Genomic DNA, 22,324 nt, shown 5'->3' with positions numbered 1-22,324 from the left:
CGCTCATGAACAGCCACGGCCATCATCCGGATAATCCGTCCTGCGTCATCACCTGCGCTTACTACGACGGCGACGGCGAGCGCCACGACATCAGCCTGGAGCACATCAGCGATGTGTTGCAGCGGCCGGATGGCTTCGTCTGGGTGGGGTTGTACGAGCCGCAGGAATCGGTGCTGCGCAAGCTGCAGGACGAATTCGGCCTGCACGATCTGGCGATCGAAGACGCGCTCAAGGCGCATCAGCGCCCCAAGGCCGAAAGTTACGGTAACTCGCTGTTTGTGGTGGTCAACACCGCGCAGCTGGTCAACGAGCGCATCCGCTATGGCGAGACGCACGCGTTCCTGGGAAGGCGCTTCCTGTTGACGGTGCGGCATGGCGCGTCGCTGTCGTACGCGCCGGTGCGGCATCGGGTCGAACGCGAGCCGGCGATGCTGCACATGGGCGCGTCGTTCTGCCTGTATGGCGTTCTCGATTTCGTGGTCGACAATTACCTGCCGATCATGGACGAGTTCCGCGACACGCTCGAACGCCTGGAAAAAGACATCTTCGCCGACGACTACAAGCGCGAGACGGTGGTGCGCCTGTATGAGCTCAAGCGCGAACTCAACAAGATGCGGCTAGTGGTGGCGCCGCTGCAGGACGTGCTCTCGCACCTCAAGCGCAATCCAGGCTCGTTGATCCACGAAGAAGTCGGCATTTACCTGCGCGACGTGCTCGATCACGCCGTGCGCATCAACGATGCCATCGACACCCTGCGCGAGATGCTGGGCACGGCGCTGAGCGTCAACCTGTCGATGGTGACGCTCGCCCAGGGCGAAACCGTCAAGCGCCTCGGCGCGTGGGCCGCCCTGTTGGCAGCCCCCACCTTGATCACCAGTTGGTACGGCATGAACTTCGCCCACATGCCCGAACTCGATGCCCGCTACGCCTACCCCCTGCTGGTCGCCGGCGTCGTGGGTTCGTGCCTGGTGCTGTATCGCCTCTTCAAGCGCGCTAAGTGGCTGTAGGGCCGCGTTGCGGCCGGGAATGGGGAGTTGGGAATCGGGAATTGGTAGAGCGGCTCACAGCGGACTTTGGCCTGAATGCGAAGGGTCTCCTCATCATCCCTTCCCCCGGCAGATCGACGGAACGGCTCTTACGATTCCCGATTCCCTACTCTCGATTCCCGGCTTTCAAGCCACATAAATTGTCTTGACGTTCATGAACTCATGGATGCCGTGCTCGGCCAGTTCGCGGCCGAAGCCGGAGCGTTTGATGCCGCCGAACGGCAAGCGCACATCGCTCTTGACCACCGAGTTGACGAACGCCGCGCCGCACTGCAGCTGCTGCGCAACGCGCTCGCCGCGCTTGGCGTCGGCCGTCCACACGCTGCCACCCAGCCCGAAGGCGGTGTCATTGGCCACGCGCACCGCGTCCGCCTCGTCGGCCACGCGGATGATCGACGCGACCGGGCCGAAGAATTCTTCGTCGTATGCCGGCATGCCGGGGGCGACGTTGTCGAGGATGGTGGCCAGATAACCGGCATGCGAGCCGGCGACCGGTTCGCCGCCCAGCAAAACCTTGGCGCCCTTCGCCACGCTGGCCTGCACCTGCTTGTGCAATTCGTCGCGCAGGTCGGCACGTGCCATCGGCGCCAGCGTGGTGCTGTCATCCTGCGGATCACCGAGAACACGCTTGGCTGCGGCGGCGACAAAGCGCTCGATGAACTGCTCGGCGATCGCGTCCACCACGATGAATCGCTTGGCGGCGATGCAGGTCTGCCCGCTATTGTCGAAGCGCGACTGCACGGCCGACTGCACGGCGTACTCCAGATCGGCGTCTTCCAGCACCACGAACGCGTCGCTACCGCCGAGCTCCATCACGCACTTCTTGAGCTGGTCGCCCGCGTTTGCGGCCAGCGAGCGGCCGGCGCGTTCGCTGCCGGTCAGCGTTACCGCAGCAATGCGGTCATCGCGCAATACATCGGCAGCCTGGTCGTTATCGATATGCAGCACATCGAACACGCCTGGCGGAATGCCGGCGGCGTCCAGCACTTCTTTCATGGCGTCAGCGCAGCGCGGCACATTGCTGGCGTGCTTGAGCAGCGACACGTTGCCGGCCATCAGGCTTGGCGCCAGAAACCGGAATGCCTGCCACAGCGGGAAATTCCACGGCATGACCGCGAACACGCAGCCCAGCGGTTCGTAGCGCACATAGCTGGACTGCGCTTCGGTGGGAATGTCGCGCGGCGCCAGATAGTCGGCGGCGTGTTCGGCGTAATACGCGCAGGCCTGCGCGCACTTGTCGATCTCGGCCAGCGCCTCGCGGCGTAGCTTGCCCATCTCGGCGGTCATGATGCGTTGCAGGTCGTCGCGGCGCGTGGTCAGCTCCTCGCCAATGCGGCGCAGCAAGGCGCCACGCTCGGCCAGCGGCAACGCGGCCCAGGCCGGAAATGCCTTGGCGGAAGCAGCCAGGCGCGCTTTGATGGCAGCGGCGTCCAGGGTTTGCTGGGTGTGCTCGACCTGGCCATTGGCGGGGTTGACGGTGTCGTAGGACATGACGGTCTCCTGTTGCGAGGCGGTCATGCTAGACGCCGGCAAGTTCGGGGCGCGTCACAATCGCCTGAAACTGCTGCAACACTGTGTTCGCAAGGACCGTGGCCGTCAGCCACTTGGTGCGTGCAGCCGCATTGGTTTCCAAGGCAGTTCTGCCGAAAGTCCACCTGCCCGCGTACGCATCTGCACCTCGTGCCCAGCCTGCTGCGCGCTCAGCCTTCGCGTTGCAAGGCCAGTTGCGCATCGCGCAGGCGGCGTTTTTCGCTGCGCGACAGCAGCCACCAGCCGATCAGCGCGGCCACCGACACTGCCAGCACCATCACCGTGGCCAGCGCATTGATCTTCGGGCTGATGCCCAGGCGCACCGACGAAAACACCTTGATCGGCAAGGTGGTGGAACTGGGCCCGGCCAGGAAGCTGGCAATCACCACATCGTCCAGCGACAGCGTAAAGGCCAGCAGCCAGCCCGATGCCAGGGCCGGCGCGATGATCGGCAAGGTGATCTGGAAAAACACCTTCAACGGCGTGGCACCGAGATCCATCGCAGCTTCTTCTAGCGAGCGGTCCAGTTCCTGCAGCCGCGAAGAAATCACCACGGTCACGAACGATACGGTGAAGGTGACATGCGCTACCCAGATCGCCACCGCACCGCGCGGCGCGATGCCGAGCACGCCTCCCATCGACACCAGCAACAGCAGGATCGACAGACCAATGATGACTTCGGGCATCACCAATGGCGCGGTGATCAGTGCGCCGAACAGGGTTTTGCCGGGAAAACGCCGCATGAGCACCATCGCCATGGCCGCCATCGTGCCCAGCACCGTCGATGCGCACGCTGTCCAGAACGCCACCTCCAGGCTGACCCAGGCCGCGTCGAGCAATTGCCGGTCGCGCACCAATTCGCCGTACCACTTGGTCGAAAACCCACCCCACACCGTTGCCAAGCGCGAGGCATTGAACGAGTACACCATCAACAACAGGATCGGCAGGTACAAGAAGCCGAAACCCAGTGCGAGCACGCTGCCGCCGAGCAGGCGCCCACCGCGCGAAGCGCGCATCATGTCAGCCGCCCTTCCAGCTCACGCTGCTGGTAGCGGTGGAAGATCACGATCGGCAGCAACAACAACACCAGCATCACCGTGGCCACGGCCGCGGCCACCGGCCAGTCGCGGTTATTGAAGAACTCGCCCCACAGCACGCGCCCGATCATCAAGGTGTTCGGCCCGCCCAGCATTTCCGGGATGACGAATTCGCCCACCGCCGGAATCATCACCAGCATGCAGCCGGCCACGATGCCGTTGCGCGAAAGCGGCAAGGTGATGCGCACGAATGCCTGCCATGGCCGCGCGCCCAGATCGTAAGCCGCTTCGAGCAGGCGCTGATCGTGCTTGACCAGGTTGGCGTACAGCGGCAACACCATGAACGGCAGGTAGCAGTACACGATGCCGATGTAGGCGGCAATCGGCGTGTACAGCAACTGCAATGGTTGCTTGATCACGCCCAACGCCAACAGCGCCTGATTGAGCACCCCATTGCCATCGAGAATGCCGATCCACGCGTACACGCGGATCAAGAACGACGTCCACGACGGCAGCACCACCAGCATCATCGCCACGTTGCGCGTGGCCAGCGGCAGTCGCGCGATCACGTAGGCCATCGGGTAGCCGATCAACAGCGCCAGTGCAGTGGAGATGGCCGCAATCTTGATCGAACTCAGGTACGCAGCCACGTACTGGCTATCGCGCAGCAAGGCCAGATAGTTGCCCAGATGCAGTTTGAGGCTCACCGCACCGTCTGCCGCAACCGCCAATAGCGGCGTATACGGCGGCATCGCGGTGGCGCGCTCGGCGAAGGAAATCTTCAGCACGATCAAGAACGGAATCGCGAAGAACACCAGCAGCCACAGATACGGTGCGGCGATCACGCCCCAGCGTGCGCCCGGCAACCCGCGTACGAACACGCGCTTCATGCGGTGAGCACCACGCCGTCGTCTTCGCCCCACCCTACCCACACGGTGTCGCCCCAGGTCAGCGATTCGCTGGCCCAGCGCTGGCGATTGGCGAAATTGGCCATCAGCTTGACTCCGCTGGGCAAGCGCACGTGGTACACCGAATGGCTGCCGAAATAGGCGATGTCTTCGATCACGCCACGCGCCTTGTTGCAGGCCTGCGCCGGCTCGTCCTTGCCGATCGCAAGCTTTTCCGGGCGCAACGCGAACGCCACCGCCTGCCCTTCGAAGCCGGTGATGCCGTGGCCGATGCGGATGCAGGCATCGAACGCAGGCGTCTTCAAGGTGACGTATTGCGGCTGGTCTTCGACGATGATTGACTCGATCAGATTGACCGAGCCGATGAACTCGGCCGCAAACCGGTTGGCCGGCTGTTCGTAGATTTCATCGGGCGTGCCGACCTGCTGGATCCAGCCCTGGTCCATCAGCGCGATTCGGGTGGCCATGGTCATGGCCTCTTCCTGATCGTGGGTGACCATGACGCAGGTCACGCCGGAGGTTTCGATGATGTTGACCAGTTCCAGCTGCATCTGCGAGCGCAGTTTTTTATCCAGCGCCCCCATCGGTTCGTCCAGCAACAGCAGCTTGGGGCGCTTGGCCAGCGAGCGCGCCAGCGCCACGCGTTGCTGCTGCCCACCGGAGAGCTGGTGCGGCTTGCGCTTGGCCAGCGCGCCAAGGCGCACCAGCTCGAGCATCTCACCAACGCGGGTGGCGATCGCAGCCTTGGGCAAGCCTTCCTGCTTCAGCCCGAAGGCGATGTTCTGCTCCACGCTCATATGCGGAAACAGCGCGTACGACTGGAACATCATGTTGATCGGGCGTTCGTACGGCGGCAGCGCATCGATGGGTTGACCATCCAGGACGATGCGCCCCTTGGTCGGCCGCTCGAACCCGGCAAGGCAGCGCAACAGCGTGGATTTGCCGCTGCCGGAACCACCGAGCAATGCGAAGATCTCGCCCTTGCGAATCTGCAGGCTGACCTCGTCGACCGCAACGAAGCCGTCAAACTCCTTGCGAACCGCGTCGATGCTCAGGTAGCCGCTGTCGCCAGCGGTGAAGTGGGGTTGCGGAGTGGCCTCGGGGGATGCCATTGAACCTCTCGATTGCGCAATGCGTACGCCACAACGGCGACTGCCGACCATGATGGCAAAACCCGGACGCGGCCGCCGCATGGGCTGGCGCGTCACAGATTGCCTTGCCTACTCTCAGCGCGCGGCCTGCGCCGGTTCGCTCCAGCCCAGCCCCAGGCTCTTCTGCAGGGCCACGTAATTCACCAGCAACTGCACCTGCGCCTGCGCGGCGGCGTCCTGCGCCGACAACTGCTGGCGCTGCACATCCAGCAGATCGATCGATGAGGTGGCACCGGCATCGCGACGCTGCTGCATCAGCCCGGCCGAGCGCGTGGCCGAGGCTTCGGCCTGGCGTGCGACCACCAGTTGCCTGCGTGCCGAACCGAAGCGCGCCAATGCCGAATTGGCATCCTGCAACGCAGCCAGCACGGTCCCTTCGTATGCTGCGGTACGACCGGCATTGCCGGCGCGCGCCTGCTCCACCTGCGCGCGGGTCTTGCCGAAATCGAAGATCGACCAGCGCAGCATCGGCACCGCCAACGTGGTCCGCGCATCGGAATTGAAATCGCTCGGCGAGCCGGCGACCCAGGTCAGCCCCCCCAGCAGACTCACCTGCGGGAAGTAGCCGTTCAACGCCTCGCCGATCTGCGCGCTGGAGGCGGCCAGCTCGCGCTCGGCCTTGCGCACGTCCGGGCGCCGCCGGATCAACGCGCCGGCATCGTCCACGCGTACCTGTGTCGGCAGCATCGGCAAGGGCTGCGGCGCGCTGAGCTGCGCATCCAGCGCACCGGGCTCGCGCCCGACCATCAACGCTAGCTGGTCCAGCGCTTCTTGCGATTGCATTTCCAGCGGCAGGCGCTGGGCTTGCTGCTGCTGCACCTGGGTGGCGATCTGCTCGACCTGCAGGTCCGAGGCAACGCCCTGCCCGCGGCGTTGCTGTACCAGCTGCAGCGACTGTCGGATCTTGTCCAGGTTGGCATCGGCAATGGCCAGCCGCGCCTGCAAGCCGCGGTAATTGAGATAAACCTGCCCGACTTCGGCGGCCAGCTGCACCTGCGCATCGGCCAGCTCGGCTTCGGAGGCCTGTGCCTGCGCCAGCGCGCCTTCGGCGGCGCGACGGCGGCGGCCGAAGAAATCCAGCTCCCAGCTGGCATCGAAACCGGCGCTGTAGATCTCGGTCTTTTCCAGATCCAGCGCCTGGCTGCCGGCCGCCGGCGGTTGGCCGGGTTGGCCCTGTTGCAGCCCGCCGAGCGTATCGACGATGGTTTGCGGCGGCTCGGCGTAGGCATACACCGCGCTGGCGTTGAGTTTGGGCAAGCGTTCGGCGCGGCGTTGCTGGGCCAGCGCGCGGTTGGCGCGCAATCGCGCCTGCGCCGCGCGCAGGTTGGGGCTATCGGCCAATGCCTGGGTGACCAACTGGGTCAGGAGCGGGTCGTGCAGTTCCTCCCACCAATGGTTCAACGGTGCGGCGGCGACCACGTCCGCGCCGCTGGCGCGATGCAGGGTGGGTGCTTGCATCGCCGCGTCGGCAACCGCTGGCGGCTTGGTGTAGTTGGGGCCGAGCATACAGCCGCCAAGCAGCAGCGTGCTCAACGCCGCAGCCAGCGGCATGCGAATCAGGCGCATGGAATCAGTGCATTGCAAGGTGCGCCCCCTTGGGTAACGGCTTGAGCAAAAAGGCCAGCGGAATCGTGCAGACCACGATCACGCCGAAGATCCAGAACAGATCGCTATAGGTCATCACCAGGGCCTGCTGTTGCACGACGCGGGCGAACTGGGCGATCGAGCGGGCGGCGGCCTCGCCGCCGGCGCTGCCCTGCATCTGTGCGGTCAGGCCGGCCAGCGCCTCCTGCGCGCGGCTGGCGTTGGCGGTGATCGAGCTGCCGATGGTTTCGGTGTGGAAGGTCATGCGGCGCTCCTGAAAGGTGGAGATCAGCGCCAGCCCGACCGAACCGCCCAGGTTGCGGCCGGCGTTGAACAGGCCCGAGGCATCGCCCGCCAATTCCGGCGGCACCGACGAGATCGCCGCCTGGTTGAGCGACATCATCGCCAATGCCAGGCCGCAGCCCTGCAGCAGCTGCCCGGCGACGAAGTGCGTGCCCACGGTGTCGGCAGTCAGCGACAGATTGACGAAGCAGGCAGCGGCAAAGCAGATCAGCCCGGCTATCACCAGGATGCGCACGTCCACCGTTTCCAGCAGCTTGGGCATCATCGGCATCAGCAACACGGTCGGCAGGCCAGACAGCAGCAACACGTATCCGGCCTGCTCGGTGTTGTAGCCGGAGATGACCGCCAGGAACTGCGGAATCATGTACATGACGCCGAACAGGATCATGCCCACCGCCATCACCATGATGAAGACCGCGCCGAAGCTGCGCTGCAGCAGCAGCGACAGCCGGATCACCGGAGGGCGCCGCCGGAACTGGCTGATCACCAGGGCGATGAATCCGCTCAGCGCCATCAGGCTCAGCGTATTGATCTCGCTGGACTCGAACCAGCGCTCGCGCTGGCCTTCTTCCAGCACCACGGTCAGCCCGCCCAGGCCGGCCGTCAACCCGTAGATGCCCAACCAATCGGCATTGAGCAGACCGGCCCAATCGCCCTTTTCATGCCTGAGGCCGAGCAGCAACAACGCCACCAGGCCGACGCAGATCGGCACGTTGATGAAAAACGCGTAGTGCCAGCTGACATTTTCGGTCAACCAGCCGCCAAGCAGCGGGCCGATCACCGGGCCCATGATCACGGTCATGCCGAACAAGGCGGTGCCCATGGTCTGCTGGCTGGGCGGCAACCGCGTGGCGACGATGGTCAGCGCAGTCGGAATCAGCGCGCCACCGGCCAGGCCCTGCCCGACGCGGCCGATGATCATCATCGACAGCGATGTCGACAGCCCGCACACCACCGAGAACGCGGTGAACATCACTGCACAGATCAGCAGGAAATTGCGAAGGCCCAGCGTGCGCACGAACCAGCCGGTCAGCGGGATCATGATGATCTCGGCCACCAGGTAGGCAGTGGAAATCCAGGTACCTTCGGTGCCGCTGGCGCCGACCTCGCCCTGGATGGTGGGCAGCGCGGCGTTGACGATGGAAATATCCAGCGTCGCCATGAACGAGCCGATGGTGCCGGCCAGCACCGCCAGCCAGGCGCCCGGCTCGGCCTTCTCGCGCTGGGCGCTGCCGCCGGCACGCGGGCCGGTGGCGGCCGCTGCACTCATCGCGCGCGCTCCTGCTCCTGCACGCGGTCGGACTCTTCTTCGGCACGCTGCTTGGCGTCCTTGGCCGAACGCGTGTCCACGGTGACCTCCACCGACATGCCCGGCACCAGCACCTTGCGCGCCTCTTCACCGGCCAGCACACGAATGCGCACCGGAACGCGCTGTACCACCTTGGTGAAATTGCCGGTGGCGTTTTCCGGCGGCAGCAATGCGAACTGCGAGCCGGTGCCCGGCGACAGGCTCTCGACCTTGCCGTGCAGTTTTACGCCCGAAAGCGCATCGACCTCGATCTCGGCCGGCTGGCCGGGACGCATCAGGCCGACCTGGGTTTCCTTGAAATTGGCAACCAGATACAGCGATTCCTGCGGCACGATGGTCATGGTGCGGGTGCCGGCGCCGAGGAACTGGCCCACCTGCACGGTCTTGTCGCCAACCCGGCCGTGGATACGGCTGGTCAGACGGGTGTCTTCCACCGCCACCCGCGCCTGGTCGGCATCGGCGGTGGCCTGTTTCACGCCGGCCTGCGCCTGTTCCAGTTGCGCGCGGCTGGCCTGGATCTGGCTCTCGCCGGCCTTGGCCTGCGCCTGCGCGGCGTCGTACTGGGCGCGCGCGCGCGCCAGGTCGTGCTGCAGGCTTTCCTGGTGTTCGTGGGTGTCCGCGCCGGAGGCGGCCAACGGTGCGAAGCGCTTCACTTCGGCCTGGGCGAACTTGAGGCTGGCAGCGGCCGCGGTCACCTGGGTGCGCGCCTGCAGCAGCGCCGATTCCTGCGCGGAGACATTGGCAGTAGCAGCGACGATATCGGCCTGACGTGCGGCAATGGCGGCTTCGGCCTGCTGCAGGGTGGCCTGGTAGGTGCGGTCGTCGATCTGCAGCAAGGGCTGGCCGGCCTCCACGATCTGGTTGTCGCTCACCAGCACCTTGGTCACGTAGCCGCTGACGCGCGGTGCCACAGCCACCGAATCGGCCTGCAGATAGGCGTTGTTGGTGTCCTGCATGTAGCGGCCCTTGATCAGGTAATAGGCCAGCCATACCACCAGCAGGATCAGCACCAGCACCCCGACCAGGATCAGCGTCCACTTCACCCTGGGGTTCTTCAACGGCGAGGGCTTGGGCGCCTCCTGCTCGTCTCGCGCGCCTGCGCCCTGCGCATCCGTGGCCGAGGACTGGCCGTCATTGGACTGATGGTCGTGGTTACTCAAAAGGATGCGTCCTGTGTGATGGGCGAGGCGCGCCACGCAGCGGCCGTCTCGGCGGCGTCGGCAACGGCGGCGCAACCATACAATTATTTGAACTGCCCGGTACAGATTGCGTGATGACCCGGTCGGCCGGCCATCGGCCTACCAGGTCCCGATGGTGCCGTCCCGACGCCGTGCGCTGGGCACGCGGAATGGGCCGTCGTACCAGGCAGCACGGCGCTCGAGCGCAGCACCCGCCGTCAACGCCGCAGCTCAATGCCCGGTCTTGATCTCGGTCCACAGCCGCGTGTACAGCCGGTCCACTTCCGGCGGATTGATCGCGTAGGTGAACATCTTGGCGGTCACTTCCGGCGGCGGGTAGATGGTGGGGTCGTTGCGAATCGCCGCATCCACCAACGGCGTGGCGGTGCGCACCGGGTTGGCGTAATGGATGAAATTGGTATTGGCCGCGGCCACGTCCGGCTTCAACAGATAATTGATGAAGGCATAGGCGTTGTCCGGGTGCTTGGCGTCCTTGGGAATGGCCAGCATGTCGAACCACTGCGGCGCACCTTCCTTCGGAATGGCGTAGGCCACCTTGATGTTGTTGCCGGCTTCCACGGCACGGTCGCGCGCCTGGATGATGTCGCCCGACCAGCCCACCGCCAGGCAGGTATTGCCGTTGGCCAGCGAGGTCACGTACTGGCTGGAGTGGAAGTTCTGCACGTACGGGCGAATGGCCTTGATCAGCGCGGCAGCTTTTTCGATCTCGGCCGGCGCCGTGCTGTGCGGATCGAGCCCGAGATAATTGAGCGCAATCGGAATCATGTCCGACGGCGTGTCCAGGATGGTCACGCCACAGTCCTTGAGTTTGGACAGATTCTCCGGCTTGAACACCAGGTCCCAGCTGTTGGCGACGTCGGTATTGCCGAAGATGGCCTTGAGCTTGTCGACGTTGTAGCCGATGCCGGTGGTGCCGATCATGTACGGCACGCCATAGGCGTTGTTCGGGTCTTGCGCGGCGATGCGGCGCATCACGTCCGGATCCAGATTGACCAGATTGGGAATCTTGCTCTTGTCCAGCGGCAGGAAGACGCCGGCCTGGATCTGCCGGCCGAAGAAATTCAGCGTGGGCACCACCACGTCGTAGTCGCTGCCGCCGGCCAGCAGCTTGGTTTCCACCATTTCGTCGCTGTCGAAGACGTCGTAGGTGACCTTGATGCCGGTGCTCTTTTCGAACGCGGGAATGGTGTCTTCGGCGATGTAATCGGAATAGTTGTAGACGTTGAGCACCTTGGCCTGCGCGTCGGTCTTGCCGGGCGCGCCAGCGCCGCCGCAGCCGGACAACAGGGTGATGGGCAGCGTCAGGGCGAGCAGTCGCAGCGTCATGTGGGTCTCCAGGCAGCGCGATGGGGCGGCCGGTGTCGAATCCGGGCTCTTCCCAGCCTACCCACCACGCCCGGATTTGCCCAGCGCAGCGAGGCCGGCACAGACAGGCCTTGCCGGCTGGCGAGCGCGGCAGCCGCCGCGATGGCACCGATGTGTGCGCATGCTTGGTCGTCCTCGTCCTCGTCGCGGCCCGCTGCGGTGCGGTGGAACCGGTTGTGCGGGAGCTATCGGCCCAGCGCCTGCGCAGTGTCGTCCAGCGCGGCCCAGGCCTTGTCGAACAGTTCGTCGACCTGCGCGCGGGTGATGATCAACGGTGGCGACAGCAGCATGGCATCGTAGGTCGCGCGCAGGATCAGCCCGCGGCGCAGCGCGAAATCGCGGCACAGCGCCCCGACCCGCCCGCGCCCCGGGAAATACGCACCGCGACGCTGTTTGTCCGGCACCAGTTCCAGCGCCCCGACCAACCCGGCGATGCGTGCCTCGCCCACCAACCGATGCTCGCCCAGCGCGGCCCAGCGCTGCGCCAGGTAAGGCGCAACCTGCGTGCGCGCGGTCTCCACAATGCCCTCGTCCTGCAGCAGGCGCAGGTTTTCCAGCGCCACCGCCGCGCACACCGGGTGCCCGGCATAGGTGCCACCGTGCGCCAGCTCGCCGCCTTGGCTCTTGAGCACACCGGCCACGCGGTCGTTGAACATCGCCGCCGCCAGCGGGATGTAGCCGGAGGTGATGCCCTTGGCCAGGGTCATCACGTCGGGCTGGAAGCCGAAATACTCCGCACCGAACCACTCGCCGGTGCGGCCGAAGCCGCAGATCACTTCGTCGGCAACCAGCAGGACGTCGTAGCGCCGGCAAATCCGCTCGATTTCCGGCCAGTAACTGCGCGGAGGGATGTAGGCGCCGATCGCGCCCATGATCGGCTCGCCGATAAAAGCGGCGACGTGATCCGGCCCGAGCTGCAGAATCTTGTCTTCCAGACGACGCGCCGCCAGCACCCCGTAGTCCTCCGGATCCATCCCCCCGCCATCGCCGAAGTGATATGGCGGTGCGATATGGTGGATATCGGCAATCGGCAACCCGCCCTGCTGGTGCATTCCCTTCATGCCGCCCAGGCTGGCGCCGGCCATGGTGGTGCCGTGATAGCCATCATGGCGGCCGATGAAGATGCATTTTTGCGGCTGCCCCTGCACGGTCCAGAAATGCCGCACCAGGCGCAGGATGGTGTCGTTGGCCTCCGATCCGGAGTTGGCGAAGAACGCATGATTCAAATCGCCCGGCGCCAACTCCGCCAGCTTGGCCGCCAGCTGGATGGTGGGTTCGGTGGTGCACTGGAAGAAGCTGTTGTAGTACGCCAGCTGCTCCATCTGCCGCGCCGCGGCCTGCGCCAGTTCCTTGCGCCCATAGCCGACATTGACGCACCACAATCCGCCGAACGCATCCAGCAACTGGTTGCCATCGGCATCCCACACGTACATGCCCTCACCGCGCGTCAGGATGCGCGTACCCTTCTGCGCCAGTGCCGCGTTGTCGTTGAACGGATGCAGATGATGGGCGGCATCGAGCTGCTGCAACGCCTTGAGCACCGAAGGATCCACGACCTGCTCCGCGCGTGAGGGGTTACAAGCATACCCAGGCCCTGTCGCCGGACCGTGGACGGCCTTGCAAAACGCCCCGCCACTTCCTTGCACGCCCGATGCACAGGTGGGCCGCAAGAACTTGCCCTGCCACCGACGTCGCCCTCATCCGCCCCTCGCGCACCTTCGCTCCATGAAGGAGGCCAATGTCCCGATGGAAGAAGGAAACATCTGGCGACGTAAACGGCCTGCACATTTCGACCGCACTTTCGGCATCCTGCCCAGCACTGCCTGGCCTGCACATGGCATCGCCGCACCTCCGTGCGTTGCGCAAGGCAGCGCTTGCCCTGCATTGCATTGCCCTGCTCTGCCTTGTCCTGCTTTGCTTTGCTTACGCTTTTCCGGGGCCCCATACCGCTGCGGCAAGGCCGGCAGATACGACCCGAAGGGCGGCGCGCATGGATGCGCAACGTTTTTGTAAGGGACATGGATGTCCCTTACAAAAATTTCTGCCGGACTTGCGCACCCGCAGCGCCGAAGGCGCGCAGGGCGCGAGGACGGGGTGTGCTTTCTTTTTGGTTACTTTTTCTTTGCACAAGCTAAAGAAAAAGTAACTCGCGCCCGAAGGGCGTGAAAGCCCTGCTTTTGGCTCAACTATCCAGAACAATTCCAAAGAAACGTGAAAGCTATGCTTAAAATTTGCCCCCCAAAAAACGCGCAAGCACTGATCACGCCACGCCTCAACATCGCCCAGCGCCGTACCCTCATCGCCCTTCGGGCACCTTCTCCCCCATAAAGGAGGACAATGTCCCGGCGGGAGAAGGGAAAAACCTGGGCTCTCGACGGAACAAGGGAAGCGCCCGGCACCGGCCTCAATCACGCCGCTCACACGTTCAACAACAAGAACTCCCGTTCCCACGAACTGATGACCCGGAAAAACGTTTCGTATTCCTTCCGCTTCACCGAGATGTAGGCACGCACGAACCGCCGCCCCAACATCTCTTGCAACGCCTCGCAGCCTTCCAGCTCATCCAGCGCCTCGCCCAGCGAGCGCGGCAAATCGTAGCCTTGCTCCTTGCCATTGCTGCTGATCGGCGCGGTCGGTTCGAGCTTTTCGCCAATGCCCAATAACCCGCACGCCAGCGTCGCGGCCATCGCCAGATACGGGTTGGCGTCGGAGCCGGCGAAGCGGCTTTCCACCCGCATGTTCTGTGGCGCATCGATGGGCACGCGCAGCCCGCAGGTGCGGTTGTCGAAGCCCCACAGCACATTGCTCGGCGACACCTCGCCGAACATCAACCGCCGGTATGAATTGACGTTGGGTGCCAGCAGGCCCATCGCCATCGGAATGTATTTCTGCAAGCCGCCCAGATAATGCGCGAACGTATCGCTGAAACCGCCCTCGCGCTTGCCGCTGAACACGTTCTTGCCGGTGCCGGCATGCAGCAGGCTCTGGTGGATATGCATCGCACTGCCTGGCTCGGTTTCCATGGGTTTGGCCAGGAACGTGGCATACACACCGTGCCGCAGCGCGGCTTCGCGCATGGTGCGCTTGAACAGGAACACCTGGTCCGCGCGCGACATCGGGTCGGCATGGGTGAAGTTGACTTCCAACTGCGCGGCGCCGGATTCGTGGATCAGCGTGTCCACGTCCAGCTCCATCGCATCGCAATAGTCGTACATCAGGTCCAGGATGGGGTCGAACTCGTTGACCGCATCGATCGAATACGACTGCCGTGCGGTTTCCGGGCGCCCGGAGCGCCCTGCCGGCGGCAGCAGCGGGAAGTCGGGGTCGGTGTTTTTCTGCACCAGGAAGAATTCCAGCTCCGGCGCCACCACCGGTTGCAGCTTGGCCTGGGCGTAGGCGTCCAGCACGCGGCGCAGCACGTTGCGCGGGGCAAGTTCGTGCGGCTGACCATCCTTGGTATAGCAGTCGTGGATGACCTGCGCGGTGGGGTCGGCCGCCCATGGCACCATGCGCACGGTGCTGGCATCCGGGCGCAGATGCATGTCCGAATCCGACGGTGAGGTCAGCGCGTAATAATCGTCGGGGAAATCGCCGGTCACGGTGGTGGCGAAGATGCCTTCCGGCAGGCGCGTCCCGTAGTCATGCGAGAACTTGTCGGCAGGAATGATCTTGCCGCGCGCGTTGCCGGTGATGTCCGGCACCAGGCATTCCACCTCGGTGATGCTGCGCTCTTTCAGCCAGCGGCGCAGCGCGCTCTCCGGCTGCGTGGACGTGGTTTTGCGCGAACGTGTGCGGATGGACATGCAACCTCACTTGCCGCGTCGCGCGGCGTATTGGCGACAGGCCTCGCCGAAGGCCTGAAAGATGGCACGGTAGAACGGATGCTGTGTGACACGCCATTCCGGATGCCACTGCACCGCCAGCAGAAAGCCGGGGCCCGGGCCGCGGAATGCTTCGATCAGGCCGTCCGGCGCGGTAGCTTCGACCAGCAGGCCCTGAGCCAGTGCGGCAATGCCCTGCCCGTGCAGGGAATTGACCCATACCTGGGCGCTATCGCTCATGCCCGCCAGCCAGCCGCCGGGATGCAGGTGCACCACATGCGCGGGGCCATATTGCGCGTCTACGGGTGTGCTGCGGTCTTCCCGGTGATCGGCCAGGCCGGGCACGTCGTGCACGCGCTGATGCAGGCGCCCGCCCAGCGCCACGTTGACCTCCTGCAGCCCGCGGCAGATCGCCAGCACCGGCAGTCCAAGCGCAAGCGCCTGCGGGATCAGCGCAAGGCTGGTGGCATCGCGCGCCGGATCGTGCGGGTTGCCTTCCCAGCTGGGCTCGTCGCTGTAGTGATGCGGCTCCACATTGCTGACCGCTCCGGTCAACAACAGCCCATCCAGCCGCTCCAGCCACGCGCCCGCATCCAATGCCGGCTGCAGGCTGGGCAACAGCACCGGCATCGCGGCGGCTGCCTCGACCACCGCGCGGATGTACTTCTCGCCGGCGGCCAGGAACGGATGAGGCCCTTGCAGGATGCGATCGGTCGGCAGGCCGACCAGCGGAACGACAGCCATGCGCGAAAATCCGATACGTTCGGTGGAACGTCGATACGCTCGACGTTACCGCGCCACTGCCGGCATTGCCAAGCGCGCCACTGCGCTTGCGATTACTCACGCGCGCTTTGCTACGCTGCGCGGCGACTTCGCAGGTGTTGCCCATGGCTTCCGAGAACTCCATCGCCTCCCTGCCCGCTGCCGATGCAGATACCCTCTCTCGCATCGCCGGGTGCGAGTCTGTCGACCTGTTATTGCCCGACACCAATGGCGTGCTGCGCGGCAAGCGGGTGACCGCCGATGCGCTGGGCAAGGTATATCGCGACGGTGTGTGCCTGCCGATGTCGCTGATCGCCACCGACATCACCGGCAACACGGTGGAAGAAACCGGGCTTGGCTATGCGATCGGCGACGCCGACCGCATCTGCCGGCCGATCGAAGGCTCGCTACGCCCGGTGCCCTGGGCGCCACGGCCGATGGCGCACCTGCTGTTGGCGATGCATACCCCCGAAGGCGGGCTGTTCGACGTTGCCCCGCGTGCAGTGTTGCAGCGCGTGCTGCAGGGGTTTGGCGCACTCGGCCTGACCCCGGTCATCGCAGTGGAACTGGAGTTCTATCTGTTCGATGCGGTCGCCGATGCACAGGGGCGACCGCAGACCCCGCGCGACCCGATCACCGGTGAACGCAGCGACAGCACGCAGGTGTATTCACTGCAGGACCTGGACGACCAGCGCGGCTTCACCGATGCGGTCACCGCCGCGTGCCGGCAGCAAGGCATTCCGGCCGACACCGCCGTGGCCGAGTACGCGCCCGGCCAGTTCGAAATCAATCTGCAACACCGTGCCGATGCAGTGGCCGCCTGCGACGAGGCGATGTTGCTCAAGCGCACCATCAAAGCCATTGCGCAGCAGCAGGGCAAGCTGGCCAGTTTCATGGCCAAGCCTTTCCCCGGCCAGGCCGGCAGCGGCCTGCATCTGCATGTGAGCCTGCTCGATGCCGCCGGGCACAACGTGCTGGCCAGTGCCGCCGACGTGCCTGCGCAGCCGCTACGCCACGCCATCGCCGGGCTGCAGCGGCATGCCGACGCCTCGCTCTTGATGTTCGCCCCGCATGCCAACAGCTATCGCCGCTTCGTCAGCAATGCGTTCGTGCCGCTGGATGCGAGCTGGGGCTTCAACAACCGTACCGTGGCGCTGCGCATCCCGCACAGCGATGCGCACAATACCCGGATCGAACACCGCATTGCCGGCGCCGATGCCAACCCGTATCTGGCCGCTGCAGCCGTGCTGGCGGCGATGCTGGACGGCCTGCGGCAGCCGGCCGAACCCACCGCGCCGGTCACCGGCAATGCGTACGCGCAGTCGGCGTTCATCCCGCGCAGCTGGCAAGGCGCGGTGGATGCGTTCCTCGGCAGCGACTTCATCGCCGAACAGTTCGGCACGCAGTTCCAGCACGTATTCGGCCAGCAGAAGCAACGCGAGCTGCTCGACTACCAGGCGCAGGTCCCCGACCTGGATTACGCGCGGTACCTGCGCACCGTGTGATGGCCTACCCGCACGCGCCACTGCCGCACGGCGATTCACCGGGCAACGGGTATCCGGACAGCTGGTACGCACGCAGCACGCCGGCCCTGCCACAACAACCGCGCCTGCAAGGCGCCGAGCACGCCGACGTCTGCATTCTCGGCGGTGGCTATACCGGCCTTGCCGCCGCGCTGGCGCTGGCCGAGGCCGGTTACGCCGTCATCGTGCTGGAAGCCCGGCGCGTGGGCTGGGGGGCGTCCGGGCGCAATGGCGGCCAGGCCATCGTTGGCTACGGGTGCGAGCAGGAAACGCTGGAAGCGCTGGTCGGCAACGACGATGCTCGCCTGTTGTTCGATTTTTCGCGCGACGGCATGCGCCTGCTGCGCGAGCGCATCGCGCGTCATGCCATCGCCTGCGACTGGCGCGACGGCCACGCGCATGTACCGCTGAAGCCGCGTCAGGTGCGGGCGCTGCAACAGGGCATCGTGCGCATGGCCGAACGCTACGACTACCCGCTGCAATGGTGGGACCGCGCACGGACCCGCCAGGTGCTGGACAGCCCGCTATACCTGGGTGCCATGTTCGACCCCGCCAGCGGCCATCTGCAGCCGCTGGCCTATGCGTTGGGCCTGGCGCGAGCCGCGCTGGCCGCCGGCGTGCGCATCTACGAAGACTCGGCCGTGACCAGGCAGCAGCCCGGGGAGCGCGTGGTGATGCATACCGTCCACGGCAACGTGACCGCCGCGTTCGGTGTGATCGCCGGCAACGCCCTGCTGCGCGGCATCGCCCCGACGCTGGAACAACGCATCATGCCGGTCGGCACCTATGTCGGCGCCACGCCACCGCTGGGCCAGGCGCGTGCACGCGCCCTGATCGCCAACGACATGGCGGTGGCCGATACCAACTGGGCACTGGATTACTATCGGCTCAGTGCCGATCACCGTTTGCTGTTCGGCGGGCGCGCCAGTTACTCCTCGCGTCCGCCTGCGGGCTTGCAGCGCCTGATGACCCAGCGCATGCACACGGTGTTCCCACAGCTGCACGATGTGCCGCTGGAAACGCTGTGGGGTGGCTACGTGGACATCTCGCGCAACCGTGCGCCGCACTGGGGCCGGCTGGCGCCCAACCTGTACTTCGCACAGGGCTTTTCCGGGCACGGCGTCGCGGCCACCGGGCTGGCCGGCCAGGTCATTGCCGAGGCCATCGCCGGCCAGAGCCGGCGCCTGGACGTGTTCGAACGCATTCCGCACCGCCCGTTCCCCGGCGGGCAGCGGCTGCGGACCCCGCTGCTGGTGGCGGCGATGAGCTGGTATCGGCTGCGCGATGCGCTGTGGTGAGCGCCCCGCTTTGGAACGTGGTGCTCAAGTTTTGGCGAGCAGGGCCGTTAGCTGACCTGACGGTTCGATCCAGATGGCCAGCCGATGTCTCCAGGTACCCTACATCGCAATAGTGAAAGTGCAGTCCTGCCGCAGCGCGTGCTGTTGGTGGAGAACTCGCGCACGTTCACCAGCATGCTGCGCGAAGCCATCGAGCAACGCGTGGAACTTCCGGTCACGGTCGTCTCGACACTGGCCGAAGCCGCGCGCGTGCTCGACGAAGAGGACGGCTGGTTCCTGGTCCTCACCGGCCTGGTGCTGGTGGACGGCGACCGCGACAAGGTCGTGGAATTCTTTCTCTCGCGCAAACTGCCCACCGTGGTGGTCAGCGGCGTGTACGACGAAGACCTGCGCCAGCGCGTGCTGCAGCAGCAGATCATCGACTACGTGCTGAAAAATGCACCGGGCAGCATCGAATACCTGGCATGGCTGGTGCAGCGCCTGGAGCGCAATCGCCGCATCGCCGCCCTGGTGGTGGACGACTCGCTGTCGGCACGCACCTATGCGGGCGCGCTGCTGTCGATGTACGGCTACCGCGTGGTACTGGCGGCCGACGGCGCTGCCGGGCTGGACGCGATCGAACGCGATCCCGGCATTCGCCTGACCATCGTCGACCAGGAAATGCCTGGGATGGATGGCGTGGAATTCACCCGCCGGCTGCGCGCGATCCGCTCGCGCGACAAGGTGGCGGTGATCGGCATTTCCGGCAATAGCGATTCGTCGCTGATCCCGCGTTTCCTGAAGAACGGCGCCAACGACTTCCTGCGCAAACCCTTCTCGCGCGAAGAATTCTTCTGCCGCGTGTCGCAAAACGTGGACCAGCTGGAATTGATCGGTACGCTGCAGGATCTGGCCACCCGCGACTTCCTCACCGGCCTGCCCAACCGCCGCTATTTTCTGGAACAGAGCCAGCGCGTCATTCCCAAGCTGCTGCTGCAAGACCAGACGGTCACCGCCGCGATGGTGGATATCGACCATTTCAAGCACATCAACGACACCTGGGGCCACGAAGCCGGCGACCAGGCGTTGCGTGCAGTGGCCGCCTCGGTGTCCGGACATGCGCGGCCGCAGGATCTGGTCGCACGCTTCGGCGGCGAAGAATTCTGTCTGTTGGTGCCCGGGCTGGATGCGGCCAATGCGACCAGCTATTTCGAAACCCTGCGCGAACGCATCAGCGCCCTGCGCGTGCGCGTGGGAGACGAAACGTTGAGCATGACGGTGAGCATCGGCGTATGCATCGCCAGCGAAAGCGACCAGTCGCTGCATTACCTGCTGAACGAAGCGGACAAGCACCTGTACCTGGCCAAGGCCGGCGGCCGTAACCAGGTGCGCCTGGCAAGCTGATCCTGCCTCGTCTGCCGGCCCAAGCGGCGCGTACGGACGATGTGCGTGCCGACATGCCTTGATCCAGATCAACGCCCTGCCGGTGTGCGCGGCTTACCGTATGCCCATCGCACTGGGCAAGGTACTTCGATGGCACTGCTGGTCTGGCAGGACGACCTCAACACCGGGATCGAGGTCATCGATCATCAACACCGGCGCATTGTGGACATGATCAATCAGCTGCATGTTGCGCAGACCAGTCTGCAGCAACTGGCTGTGGCGGAGGTGATCGACGAACTGATCGATTACACGCTCTCGCACTTCGCCTTCGAAGAAGAACTGATGCAGGAAGCCGGCTACCCCTTCAGCCAGGCGCACCAACGCGTGCATGCGGTATTCGGCAAGCGCGTGGGCGAATACCGCCTGCGCTTCCAGGCCGGCGAAGACGTCAGCGACGAGCTGCGCAACATGCTCTCACGCTGGCTGTTCAACCATATTCGCGGCGACGACCAGGCCTACGCACCGCAGGTGATCGCACACCTGGACCGGTTTTCGCGGACCCATCAGCACGGTAGTTGGCTGGGCCGCACGCTCAAGCGGATCTTCGGCTAGAAGCCGGATCGACGCCGCGGCGCTGCAGCAGCACTTTGATGCGCGCACGCTATCGCGTCATCGGGCACCGCCAGTTCGCTGCACGATCCGGACACTTCACACACCGTCGCGACCTCCGCTCAGCGACGCCAACGCCGCGCCACGACCAGCGCCACCAGGCTCAGCACGGCCGCCCCGCCCAGGTAATACCCCACCGATTGCACGCCGTAACTGGCCGCCAGTTGCGTGGCCACGTAGGGCGCCGGTGCCGCGCCCAGGATGCTGGCCAGATTGAACGACAGCGATGCGCCGGTGTAGCGCACCTCGGTGGGGTACAGCTCGGCCAGCAGCGTGCCGCAGGGACCATAGGTCAGGCCCATGAAGAAAAATCCCAGCGACAGGAACGCCAGCACCTGCAACGGGTGGCTGGCCTGAAACAGCGGTGCAAACGCCAGGCCGAATGCCACGATGGCGATGCTGGCCAGCATCATCGCCAGCGGCGCGCCGTGCCGGTCGCCAAACTTGGCCGACAGCGGAATGCCGAGCGCAAAGAACACGATGCCGGCCATCTGCAGCAACAGGAATTGTTCCTTGTCGTAGCCCAGCGTCTTGGTGCCGTAGCCAAGCGCGAACACCGTCATCAGATAAAACAGCACGAAGGTGGCGAATGCGCCCAGCGTGCCGACAATCAGTGCCGGCCAATGCTGCGACACCACGGTGCCCAGCGGCAGCCTGACACGCGTCTTGCGGTCCAGCGTCTTCTGCAAATCCGGCGTCTCGGTGATGCTCAGGCGCACCCACAGCCCGGTCAGGACCAGCAACGCACTGGCCAAGAACGGCACGCGCCAGCCCCACTGCATGAACTGCGCATCGTCCAGCACTGCGCCCATGCCCAGAAAGGTGCCGGTGGACAACAAAAATCCCAGCGGCGCGCCCAGTTGCGGAAACATGCCGTACCAGACGCGCTTGCCCGGCGGCGCGTTCTCGGTGGCCAGCAGCACGGCCCCGCCCCACTCCCCGCCCAGTCCCAAGCCCTGGCCGAAGCGGCATAACGCCAGCAACGCAGGCGCAAACACGCCGATCTGCGCGTAACTGGGCAGCAGGCCGATGGCCACGGTGGACAGACCCATCGTCAGCAGCGCTGCCACCAGCGTGGCCTTGCGCCCTACCCGGTCGCCGAAGTGACCGAACACCGCCGAGCCCACCGGCCGTGCGACGAACGCGACCGCAAAGGTCGCCAACGACTGCAGCATCGCCGCACTGCCATCGCCGGCGGGAAAGAACAGCGTGGGAAACACCAGCACTGCAGCGGTAGCGTAGATGTAGAAATCGAAGAACTCGATGGTGGTGCCGATCAGGCTGGCGAACAGCACGCGCGCGGGTGAATTGGTGGGTGCGGCAAGCGGCGCAGCGGCAGTCATGGTTGATCGACATCCGGGAAGCAAGACGGCCGATTCTGGCAGATCGCGGCGCTGCTTTGCGCAGGCAAACCGGGATAGAAGGTTACAGGCGTGACCGACAGTGCTTTGGATCGC

General features: G+C 65.3%; 18 protein-coding genes. 6 read left to right on the top strand and 12 right to left on the bottom strand.

The window, feature by feature from the left end; genetic code table 11:
- The first annotated feature begins 5 nt into the window (after positions 1-5).
- Positions 6-1,007 carry a magnesium and cobalt transport protein CorA gene (locus tag ACCQ03_RS05980; RefSeq protein WP_057677906.1) on the top strand — a complete coding sequence of 334 codons (1,002 nt, stop codon included), beginning with the start codon at positions 6-8 and terminating at the stop codon, positions 1,005-1,007.
- A 165-nt stretch (positions 1,008-1,172) separates the two neighbouring features.
- Here ACCQ03_RS05980 and ACCQ03_RS05975 read toward each other — a convergent pair whose 3' ends face one another.
- From ACCQ03_RS05975 to ACCQ03_RS05935, 9 genes are all read right to left on the bottom strand, one after another.
- Positions 1,173-2,564 (bottom strand): NAD-dependent succinate-semialdehyde dehydrogenase, encoded by a 1,392-nt coding sequence (locus ACCQ03_RS05975; protein ID WP_170922344.1) that lies wholly within the window; start codon positions 2,562-2,564, stop codon positions 1,173-1,175.
- Between the two features lie 182 nt (positions 2,565-2,746).
- Positions 2,747-3,595, bottom strand: a complete 849-nt coding sequence (locus ACCQ03_RS05970) for an ABC transporter permease subunit (protein WP_057677907.1) — start codon at positions 3,593-3,595, stop codon at positions 2,747-2,749.
- On the bottom strand, positions 3,592-4,503 hold the full coding sequence (locus tag ACCQ03_RS05965; protein WP_150146444.1) for an ABC transporter permease subunit: 912 nt from the start codon (positions 4,501-4,503) through the stop codon (positions 3,592-3,594). The genes ACCQ03_RS05970 and ACCQ03_RS05965 overlap by 4 nt, the downstream gene beginning before the upstream one ends.
- Positions 4,500-5,633 carry an ABC transporter ATP-binding protein gene (locus ACCQ03_RS05960; RefSeq protein ID WP_209227588.1) on the bottom strand — a complete coding sequence of 378 codons (1,134 nt, stop codon included), beginning with the start codon at positions 5,631-5,633 and terminating at the stop codon, positions 4,500-4,502. The genes ACCQ03_RS05965 and ACCQ03_RS05960 overlap by 4 nt, the downstream gene beginning before the upstream one ends.
- 114 nt (positions 5,634-5,747) lie before the next feature.
- Positions 5,748-7,238: an efflux transporter outer membrane subunit gene (locus ACCQ03_RS05955; protein WP_209227587.1), complete on the bottom strand. Its 1,491-nt coding sequence runs from the start codon at positions 7,236-7,238 to the stop codon at positions 5,748-5,750.
- Positions 7,239-7,242: 4 nt separating this feature from the next.
- Positions 7,243-8,829, bottom strand: coding sequence for an MDR family MFS transporter (locus ACCQ03_RS05950; RefSeq protein WP_017156184.1), 1,587 nt, complete (start codon positions 8,827-8,829; stop codon positions 7,243-7,245).
- Positions 8,826-10,028, bottom strand: a complete 1,203-nt coding sequence (locus ACCQ03_RS05945; protein ID WP_057677910.1) for an HlyD family secretion protein — start codon at positions 10,026-10,028, stop codon at positions 8,826-8,828. The genes ACCQ03_RS05950 and ACCQ03_RS05945 overlap by 4 nt, the downstream gene beginning before the upstream one ends.
- Positions 10,029-10,277: 249 nt before the next feature.
- On the bottom strand, positions 10,278-11,393 hold the full coding sequence (locus ACCQ03_RS05940; RefSeq protein WP_057677911.1) for a polyamine ABC transporter substrate-binding protein: 1,116 nt from the start codon (positions 11,391-11,393) through the stop codon (positions 10,278-10,280).
- 224 nt (positions 11,394-11,617) lie between these two features.
- On the bottom strand, positions 11,618-12,985 hold the full coding sequence (locus tag ACCQ03_RS05935; RefSeq protein ID WP_150146450.1) for an aspartate aminotransferase family protein: 1,368 nt from the start codon (positions 12,983-12,985) through the stop codon (positions 11,618-11,620).
- A 185-nt stretch (positions 12,986-13,170) separates the two neighbouring features.
- On the opposite strand from ACCQ03_RS05935, the gene ACCQ03_RS05930 reads away from it, so the two are divergent.
- Positions 13,171-13,578 carry a hypothetical protein gene (locus tag ACCQ03_RS05930; protein ID WP_209227612.1) on the top strand — a complete coding sequence of 136 codons (408 nt, stop codon included), beginning with the start codon at positions 13,171-13,173 and terminating at the stop codon, positions 13,576-13,578.
- A 271-nt stretch (positions 13,579-13,849) separates the two neighbouring features.
- Here ACCQ03_RS05930 and ACCQ03_RS05925 read toward each other — a convergent pair whose 3' ends face one another.
- On the bottom strand, positions 13,850-15,235 hold the full coding sequence (locus ACCQ03_RS05925; protein ID WP_017156188.1) for a glutamine synthetase family protein: 1,386 nt from the start codon (positions 15,233-15,235) through the stop codon (positions 13,850-13,852).
- A 6-nt stretch (positions 15,236-15,241) separates the two neighbouring features.
- Positions 15,242-15,997, bottom strand: coding sequence for a gamma-glutamyl-gamma-aminobutyrate hydrolase family protein (locus tag ACCQ03_RS05920; RefSeq protein WP_057680103.1), 756 nt, complete (start codon positions 15,995-15,997; stop codon positions 15,242-15,244).
- 143 nt (positions 15,998-16,140) lie between these two features.
- On the opposite strand from ACCQ03_RS05920, the gene ACCQ03_RS05915 reads away from it, so the two are divergent.
- The 4 genes from ACCQ03_RS05915 to ACCQ03_RS05900 all read left to right on the top strand — a co-directional run bounded on the left by ACCQ03_RS05915 (position 16,141) and on the right by ACCQ03_RS05900 (position 20,810).
- The gene (locus ACCQ03_RS05915) at positions 16,141-17,520 is read left to right on the top strand and encodes a glutamine synthetase family protein (RefSeq protein ID WP_057687080.1); all 1,380 of its coding nucleotides are present in this window, start codon (positions 16,141-16,143) and stop codon (positions 17,518-17,520) included.
- Positions 17,517-18,836, top strand: coding sequence for an NAD(P)/FAD-dependent oxidoreductase (locus ACCQ03_RS05910; RefSeq protein ID WP_170922318.1), 1,320 nt, complete (start codon positions 17,517-17,519; stop codon positions 18,834-18,836). The genes ACCQ03_RS05915 and ACCQ03_RS05910 overlap by 4 nt, the downstream gene beginning before the upstream one ends.
- Before the next feature lie 84 nt (positions 18,837-18,920).
- Positions 18,921-20,219, top strand: coding sequence for a diguanylate cyclase (locus ACCQ03_RS05905; protein WP_011347797.1), 1,299 nt, complete (start codon positions 18,921-18,923; stop codon positions 20,217-20,219).
- Between the two features lie 129 nt (positions 20,220-20,348).
- Positions 20,349-20,810, top strand: coding sequence for a bacteriohemerythrin (locus ACCQ03_RS05900; protein WP_057677890.1), 462 nt, complete (start codon positions 20,349-20,351; stop codon positions 20,808-20,810).
- Positions 20,811-20,929: 119 nt separating this feature from the next.
- Here ACCQ03_RS05900 and ACCQ03_RS05895 read toward each other — a convergent pair whose 3' ends face one another.
- Positions 20,930-22,210 (bottom strand): MFS transporter, encoded by a 1,281-nt coding sequence (locus ACCQ03_RS05895; protein ID WP_209227585.1) that lies wholly within the window; start codon positions 22,208-22,210, stop codon positions 20,930-20,932.
- Between the last annotated feature and the right edge of the window lie 114 nt (positions 22,211-22,324).

Origin of the sequence: Xanthomonas sp. NCPPB 3569 (genome assembly GCF_041475645.2) — a bacterium.
GTDB classification, from domain to species: Bacteria; Pseudomonadota; Gammaproteobacteria; order Xanthomonadales; family Xanthomonadaceae; genus Xanthomonas; species Xanthomonas phaseoli.
The sequence above is the reverse complement of the archived record's forward strand: the minus strand, read 5'-3'. Positions and strand labels throughout refer to the sequence as shown.

Bases quoted from the DNA above. Each gene is read 5' to 3' on its own strand.
- ACCQ03_RS05920 (WP_057680103.1), bottom strand. From the start codon at position 15,997: ATGGCTGTCGTTCCGCTGGTCGGCCTGCCGACCGATCGCATCCTGCAA.
- ACCQ03_RS05900 (WP_057677890.1), top strand. From the start codon at position 20,349: ATGGCACTGCTGGTCTGGCAGGACGACCTCAACACCGGGATCGAGGTC.
- ACCQ03_RS05970 (WP_057677907.1), bottom strand. From the start codon at position 3,595: ATGATGCGCGCTTCGCGCGGTGGGCGCCTGCTCGGCGGCAGCGTGCTC.
- ACCQ03_RS05925 (WP_017156188.1), bottom strand. From the start codon at position 15,235: ATGTCCATCCGCACACGTTCGCGCAAAACCACGTCCACGCAGCCGGAG.
- ACCQ03_RS05950 (WP_017156184.1), bottom strand. From the start codon at position 8,829: ATGAGTGCAGCGGCCGCCACCGGCCCGCGTGCCGGCGGCAGCGCCCAG.
- ACCQ03_RS05960 (WP_209227588.1), bottom strand. From the start codon at position 5,633: ATGGCATCCCCCGAGGCCACTCCGCAACCCCACTTCACCGCTGGCGAC.
- ACCQ03_RS05915 (WP_057687080.1), top strand. From the start codon at position 16,141: ATGGCTTCCGAGAACTCCATCGCCTCCCTGCCCGCTGCCGATGCAGAT.
- ACCQ03_RS05930 (WP_209227612.1), top strand. From the start codon at position 13,171: ATGTCCCGATGGAAGAAGGAAACATCTGGCGACGTAAACGGCCTGCAC.
- ACCQ03_RS05940 (WP_057677911.1), bottom strand. From the start codon at position 11,393: ATGACGCTGCGACTGCTCGCCCTGACGCTGCCCATCACCCTGTTGTCC.
- ACCQ03_RS05975 (WP_170922344.1), bottom strand. From the start codon at position 2,564: ATGACCGCCTCGCAACAGGAGACCGTCATGTCCTACGACACCGTCAAC.
- ACCQ03_RS05895 (WP_209227585.1), bottom strand. From the start codon at position 22,210: ATGACTGCCGCTGCGCCGCTTGCCGCACCCACCAATTCACCCGCGCGC.
- ACCQ03_RS05965 (WP_150146444.1), bottom strand. From the start codon at position 4,503: ATGAAGCGCGTGTTCGTACGCGGGTTGCCGGGCGCACGCTGGGGCGTG.
- ACCQ03_RS05955 (WP_209227587.1), bottom strand. From the start codon at position 7,238: ATGCGCCTGATTCGCATGCCGCTGGCTGCGGCGTTGAGCACGCTGCTG.
- ACCQ03_RS05980 (WP_057677906.1), top strand. From the start codon at position 6: ATGAACAGCCACGGCCATCATCCGGATAATCCGTCCTGCGTCATCACC.
- ACCQ03_RS05905 (WP_011347797.1), top strand. From the start codon at position 18,921: ATGTCTCCAGGTACCCTACATCGCAATAGTGAAAGTGCAGTCCTGCCG.